Annotated in this window: 6 protein-coding genes; 5 read left to right on the top strand and 1 reads right to left on the bottom strand. The window is 59.2% G+C overall.

Annotation, left to right across the window (positions count from 1 at the left end):
* Positions 1-45 precede the first annotated feature (45 nt).
* Both VR74_RS15470 and VR74_RS15465 read left to right on the top strand, forming a co-directional pair.
* On the top strand, positions 46-498 hold the full coding sequence (locus VR74_RS15470) for a hypothetical protein (protein ID WP_299950819.1): 453 nt from the start codon (positions 46-48) through the stop codon (positions 496-498).
* 294 nt (positions 499-792) lie between these two features.
* Entirely contained in the window at positions 793-1,257 is a 465-nt protein-coding gene (locus VR74_RS15465) for a rhodanese-like domain-containing protein (protein ID WP_299950817.1), read from the top strand.
* A gap of 136 nt (positions 1,258-1,393) precedes the next feature.
* Here VR74_RS15465 and VR74_RS15460 read toward each other — a convergent pair whose 3' ends face one another.
* Positions 1,394-2,674 carry a hypothetical protein gene (locus VR74_RS15460; protein ID WP_045698348.1) on the bottom strand — a complete coding sequence of 427 codons (1,281 nt, stop codon included), beginning with the start codon at positions 2,672-2,674 and terminating at the stop codon, positions 1,394-1,396.
* Between the two features lie 192 nt (positions 2,675-2,866).
* Here VR74_RS15460 and VR74_RS15455 point away from each other — a divergent pair, with 192 nt between their 5' ends.
* The 3 genes from VR74_RS15455 to VR74_RS15445 form a co-directional block, all read left to right on the top strand.
* Positions 2,867-3,169 carry a hypothetical protein gene (locus VR74_RS15455; RefSeq protein WP_045698344.1) on the top strand — a complete coding sequence of 101 codons (303 nt, stop codon included), beginning with the start codon at positions 2,867-2,869 and terminating at the stop codon, positions 3,167-3,169.
* A gap of 37 nt (positions 3,170-3,206) precedes the next feature.
* Positions 3,207-4,580: an MBL fold metallo-hydrolase gene (locus VR74_RS15450; RefSeq protein ID WP_045698342.1), complete on the top strand. Its 1,374-nt coding sequence runs from the start codon at positions 3,207-3,209 to the stop codon at positions 4,578-4,580.
* Positions 4,580-5,635 (top strand): thymidine phosphorylase (locus tag VR74_RS15445; protein WP_045698340.1); only part of this gene is annotated, 1,056 nt, incomplete at its 3' end. The genes VR74_RS15450 and VR74_RS15445, both read left to right, overlap by 1 nt.

Genomic DNA, 5,635 nt, shown 5'->3' with positions numbered 1-5,635 from the left:
ACGCTGGGATCAGTCCTCAATCTGCGATAGCCTGACCCCATGGCGATGAATTTTCAAGTCCCGGCCTCTCGATGGCGCACAGCGGGCGTTTACCTGTTATGGATGGCCGGCTTCAATACCATCTGGGAAATCGCGCAGTTTCCGCTCTATCAGATTTGGCTCGAGGGCTCGTTTCGCGCGCAGATCTACGCCATAATCCACTGCACAATTGGCGACGTGATGATCGCGGCCGTCTCACTTACGCTGGCATATGTGCTGGTCGGGCGCGGGCCATGCTCGCATCGAAGATTTTGGGCGACGGCGCTCGCCACGACCGCGTTCGGGCTCGCCTACACCGTCTTCAGCGAATGGCAAAATGTATCGATACGTGGCAGCTGGGCTTACCGCGATATCATGCCGCTCGTGCCGCCGTTTGGAACGGGCCTTGCCCCACTCCTGCAATGGACAATCCTGCCCTTGCCGGCGTTCGCCCTCGTGCACCGGATTTCCAGGCCCTGAAATCCCTGCAATTTTATCGCATGCGATACCTGCGCCGAAATTGAGGGGACGATTGATATGTACAATTCAGCGATGCAGATCTCGCACCATGCATGCAGCGGCTCCGGCATGACGAGCCAATTGGACTGCGAAGAGAAACGTGACCCCGACCAGGATGAGAACCGTATCTGAGATGAAACCAGGGAGCTTACCCCGAATGCCTCGCGAATGACGCGCCGTCATACACTGGCTTTACGACGAATGGCGATATAACCTTCCGGGACAGATGCGATCTGCGTCCTCAGGAGAAAATGCATGTTTAAAAGTCTGGTCGCTGCCGCAATACTCGCCACGATAGGTTGTGCGGCCTACGCGGACGAACCGATGACACTGGAAGCGGTTTCGGCAGCAGCGAAAGATGGCATAGACTTTGTCGATAATGGCTACATCTCCGCTCGGCAAGCCACCAACCCGGACCTTCTGCTTCTGGACGTGCGCACGGAGCACGAATACAATCTTGGCCACATCCCCGGCGCGACATGGATGGCGCGAGGCGTGGTGGAGTTCCAGATTGCCAAGACGGTGCGCGATGCAGACACTGAAATCATTATCTACTGCAAGACGGGAAATCGCGCAGCGCTTGCGAAGAAGGCTCTGGATGCTCAAGGCTATCGAAATGTCGCGGCCCATCAGGGCTTCGAGACCTGGTCCCAAGCCGGGCGACCGCTGGAGAACGAGATCGGCACGCTCCAGCTCATCGAAGGGCGGAATGGCAATTAGACTGACATTGACAAATGTCACCAATAGTCGCCGACCGTGACCAGCGAGTCACTGCCGGATGGCGAGGGCTTCTCGAAAGGGCACTCTTCGCCGTTCGTAGCGATGCCCCAGGACGCGATTATCCGAGATCGAATGATCAGAACTGATAGACTGGCGCAAATCCGCCGCCACTCGTCCGGAAATTTGTCGTCTGTCCCTGGTAAACGCGTGCGGCCAGTAGAAGAGTTTCCCCGGCATAGGTATATAGCCGAACATCATATTTGAGTGTTATGCGCTCGCCAGCCACAGTGACAGCTCGCATTGTCGGCGCGATCAGGGCCTGGGCAATATAGTTACCAGCCAGAATATCCGCCCAGACCCGTTTCGTCAGCTTGTCACCGCGATAAGTCGCCCGGCTGCCGAAACCAGCAGCGGGTTTGAAGAAATATCCTCGCCGGTCGGTCCAGAGTTCGTCGGCGACATCTTCTGTGACGCGCCGCGTGCCAGGAATCTTCGAGAGAACCGCGCGATGCGCCGCATCGGCGCTCCAGGACTCAAGCAGATCTGCGTCGCTAAGCCAGATCAGGTTTTGCTTGTCGGCATAGAGCGCGTGATGGCGGGGCGCCGGACTGACAATCACCGCGTCCTTCAGGAGTGCGGCGCGCAAGTGAGCGTTTCCAGGTTCAGACAGATCAAAATCCGTGAGCCTGTTATAGACCATGTCGATCGTCTTGCCGCCGGAGGTCAGAACGCCATTCTCGAAAGTCAGCGCCCCGGGGCCAAGGATCAGGGTTTCGATACCATTGCGCGTCAATAAATCCCGGGCGAGCAACATGTCCGGATAGAGGTATTGCTCAGAGGCATCCTCATCGACAATTGCCAGCGTGTCCGGGCGGCCTTCTCGCCCCGCCGCCTGCCATTCTGCGATGAAGCTCTCCATCAGGAGTGTATCGATCGCGTCTGAGCTTGTGAGGCGCGCATCCCCGCAAGCTACCGCATGTTCTGCGACGGCACGCTGGAGCGCGTTGGCCAGGAAAGCCCCACCCGCATTCGTATTGACCTCTATGAGCTTCGGCCCGTCTTCAGAAATGTGAAAATCATACCCCATGAACAGACCGCGCGTGCCCGTCTGGACGCCGGTAATCCTGTCGCCTGACCGAGCCAGCGCCGCGTCCTGATAGGGCGCAAGTGCGGCGACCGCTTCAATTGCCGCCACCTGGGCCTGCATTGCGGCCAGGTCTGTGGGCGAGACAAACACAGCCGTTGCAGCAAACAGGTTTGGTCGCGCGGCCAGCAGCGCGCCGAGTTCATGATTGCCGGCATGCTCCAAAATAGCTGCATCAAGTTCCGCCCTGCCAAGCGTCATACAAAAGCAGGACTGGTTGAGGGCGATCAGGTCGGTGGCGCCGTCAAGTTCGCAGGTCTCATCGCACGCCATGGCGAATCCTTTCTGGGCGATGATCTGCGTCTGCAGATGCAACCCGTTTCCTGCTTATAGGCGCCGGTCCGGGCGCGTGGAAGCCGCGTTCATTGCGAGCCAGTCTTATCCTGAGGGTTTGACCGCCACGCGCCGTATCAAAATCGCTCACCTCATTTTGACGCGCGAGCTGGCAAGGGGATATCTGCGATCATGACAGCACACTGGCCCAGCGGATATGGCGTGATTGTCCATGCAAGCGAGACGCAGCAGCGGCTTCAGAGTATCTTGCAAGCTGCCGAGCGCGGAGACTTGGCGCTGACTCCCGCTGAAGTGCCGGACGTATTCTCCGCAACCGACAGGCTCGCGAATGCGGCAATGTGGCACGCCAATCGCTGGACCTGGGCTCACGTCGTTATAGCCGCCATGGCCGTTCTGAAAGAATTGCCCTCAGGCCTTCTGTCTGCAGATAGGCGCCGCGCCATTGAAGGATCCGGCAACCCCTGTCTGTGCTGACACACGCAAAACCCTTTCACCCCGAGGAGACCGCGCTATGACCCTTACCCTGACCAGCCTTGGCGGCGCAGGAACCGTTACCGGTTCACGCCATCTCCTCGAGTGTAACGGCCAGCGCCTTCTGATCGATTGCGGCCTTTTCCAAGGTTACAAGGCTTTGCGCGAACGCAATTGGGCACCATTTCCGGTCGATCCGGTATCGATTGACGCGATCATACTCACTCACGCTCATATTGATCATAGTGGATACTTGCCCAAACTGGTCCGGGATGGTTATCGTGGGCCGGTCTTCTGTTCCAGCGCGACCAAGGACCTTTGTGAAATCCTGCTGCGTGATAGCGCTTATATTTCGGAGCGCGATGCCGAGCGCGCCAACCGTTACCGCTATACCCGGCACACGCCAGCCAAACCGCTTTATACGATCGCCGACGCCGAGGCGGCCATAGAGCTGCTCACGCCGATCGAGTTTCATCAGGACATTCACCTCGCCATCGGCGCCGATATCCATTTGCGGCGGGCCGGCCATATTCTTGGCGCATCAACAGTCGAGGTGCGCTGGGGCGGCAAAACCATCGTCTTTTCCGGGGACCTCGGACGCTACGGCGATCCATTCATGTTCGATCCCGAGCCCGTGCGAAAAGCTGACTATGTCGTCGTGGAGTCAACCTATGGTGATCGCACCCATCCAAAGGTCGATCCCATGGAACAATTGGGCGAAGTGATCGATCGTACAGTCAGGCGCGGTGGCACGATCGTTATTCCGGCTTTCGCCGTCGGGCGCGCCCAGCTTATTCTCTATCACATCTGGATGCTCAAGAAGGCGGGTCGGTTCGAGAATGTTGCGATCTATCTGGACAGTCCGATGGCGATCAACGCGACAGAACTTCTCTGCGCGCATCTCGAAGATCACAGATTTGCACCGCAGGTTTGCAAAGAAACCTGCTCTATCGCGACCTATGCCCGAGACGTCGAAGCGTCCAAGGCGATCACCCATGACCAGATGCCAAAAGTCGTGATCGCTGCCAGCGGGATGGTGACGGGCGGGCGCGTGCTGCACCATATTCAGGCCTTCGGCGGAGACCGGAAGAATACGATCCTGTTTGCCGGATATCAGGCCGCCGGTACGCGCGGCGACAAGATTCTCAAAGGTGCGAGCACGGTCAAGATGTTCGGCCAGGATGTCCATATCGGCGCGGAGATCGCCAGCCTGCCCGCCCTGTCAGCCCATGCTGACGCGGATGAACTGATGACCTGGCTTGAAGGGTTTGAAACGCGTCCGACGCGAGCCTTTGTTGTTCACGGCGAACCGGATGCATCAGATGCGCTGAGCGCGCGCATGCAGGATGAGCTTGGTTGGCGCAGCGACGTCGTCGAGAGCGAGAAAACCTATGATCTGGGGGGAAGCATGTGATGGTGCACGACAAAAGCTCACAACACCCCACGCACCTGTCCGCCCGGCGACTCAAATGGCATACCCAGGACGATGCGATTATCCTGATGCGGACCGACTGCCCGATTTGCCGCTCAGAAGGTCTGACTTCGCGCTCACGCGTGCTGGTTGGTTGTGGCGAGAAGGAAGTGATCGCGACCTTGCACCAGATTGAAGATGAGTGGCTCGCCCTTACTGAAGCGGGACTCTCTGAATCGGCCTGGAAACGGCTCGGCGCCGAGCCGGGTTCGGCCCTCAAAGTCAGCCATGCCCCGACGCTCCCCTCTCTCTCCGATGTCCGCCAGCGCATGACGGGCAAGCGCCTGCCTGGCGATGCCTTTGACCGGATCATCACTGATGTCGCAGCAGGATTGTATTCTGATGTGCATCTGGCCGCCTTTGTCTCGACCTGCTCGACCCTGCCACTCGATATTCACGAGATGACATCCCTGACCGGGGCCATGGTCAAGGTGGGCGAGCAACTCGACTGGGACCGGGAGATGGTCCTCGACAAGCATTGCATTGGCGGCCTGCCTGGCAACCGCACAACCCCCATCGTTGTCGCTATCCTGGCCAGCCTTGGCCTGATCATTCCGAAGACGTCTTCACGGGCGATCACGTCGCCTGCCGGGACGGCCGACACGATGGAAACGCTCACAGCCGTCGACCTCTCGCTGGCTGAGATCAGGCGGGTGGTCGATGCGGAGGGCGGCTGCCTGGCCTGGGGCGGTGCCGTGCGGCTCAGCCCGGCCGATGATATTCTGATCCGCATCGAACGCGCACTCGACATTGACGCGGAAGGTCAGCTCATCGCGTCGGTCCTGTCAAAGAAGATCGCCGCAGGTGCAACCCATGTGGTTCTGGACCTTCCCGTCGGGCCGACAGCAAAGCTGCGCAGTCAGTCTGATGCCCGGGCGCTTGCCCAGCACATGACCATCGTTGCGGGCGAATTTGGCCTGAAGACCAGGTGTGTATTCAGCGATGGACTCCAACCGGTTGGCCGGGGCATCGGACCCGCGCTCGAAGCCCGGGACGTG

This window comes from Hyphomonas sp. BRH_c22 (genome assembly GCF_000961795.1).
Classification (GTDB): Bacteria; Pseudomonadota; Alphaproteobacteria; order Caulobacterales; family Hyphomonadaceae; genus Hyphomonas.
The sequence above is the reverse complement of the archived record's forward strand: the minus strand, read 5'-3'. Positions and strand labels throughout refer to the sequence as shown.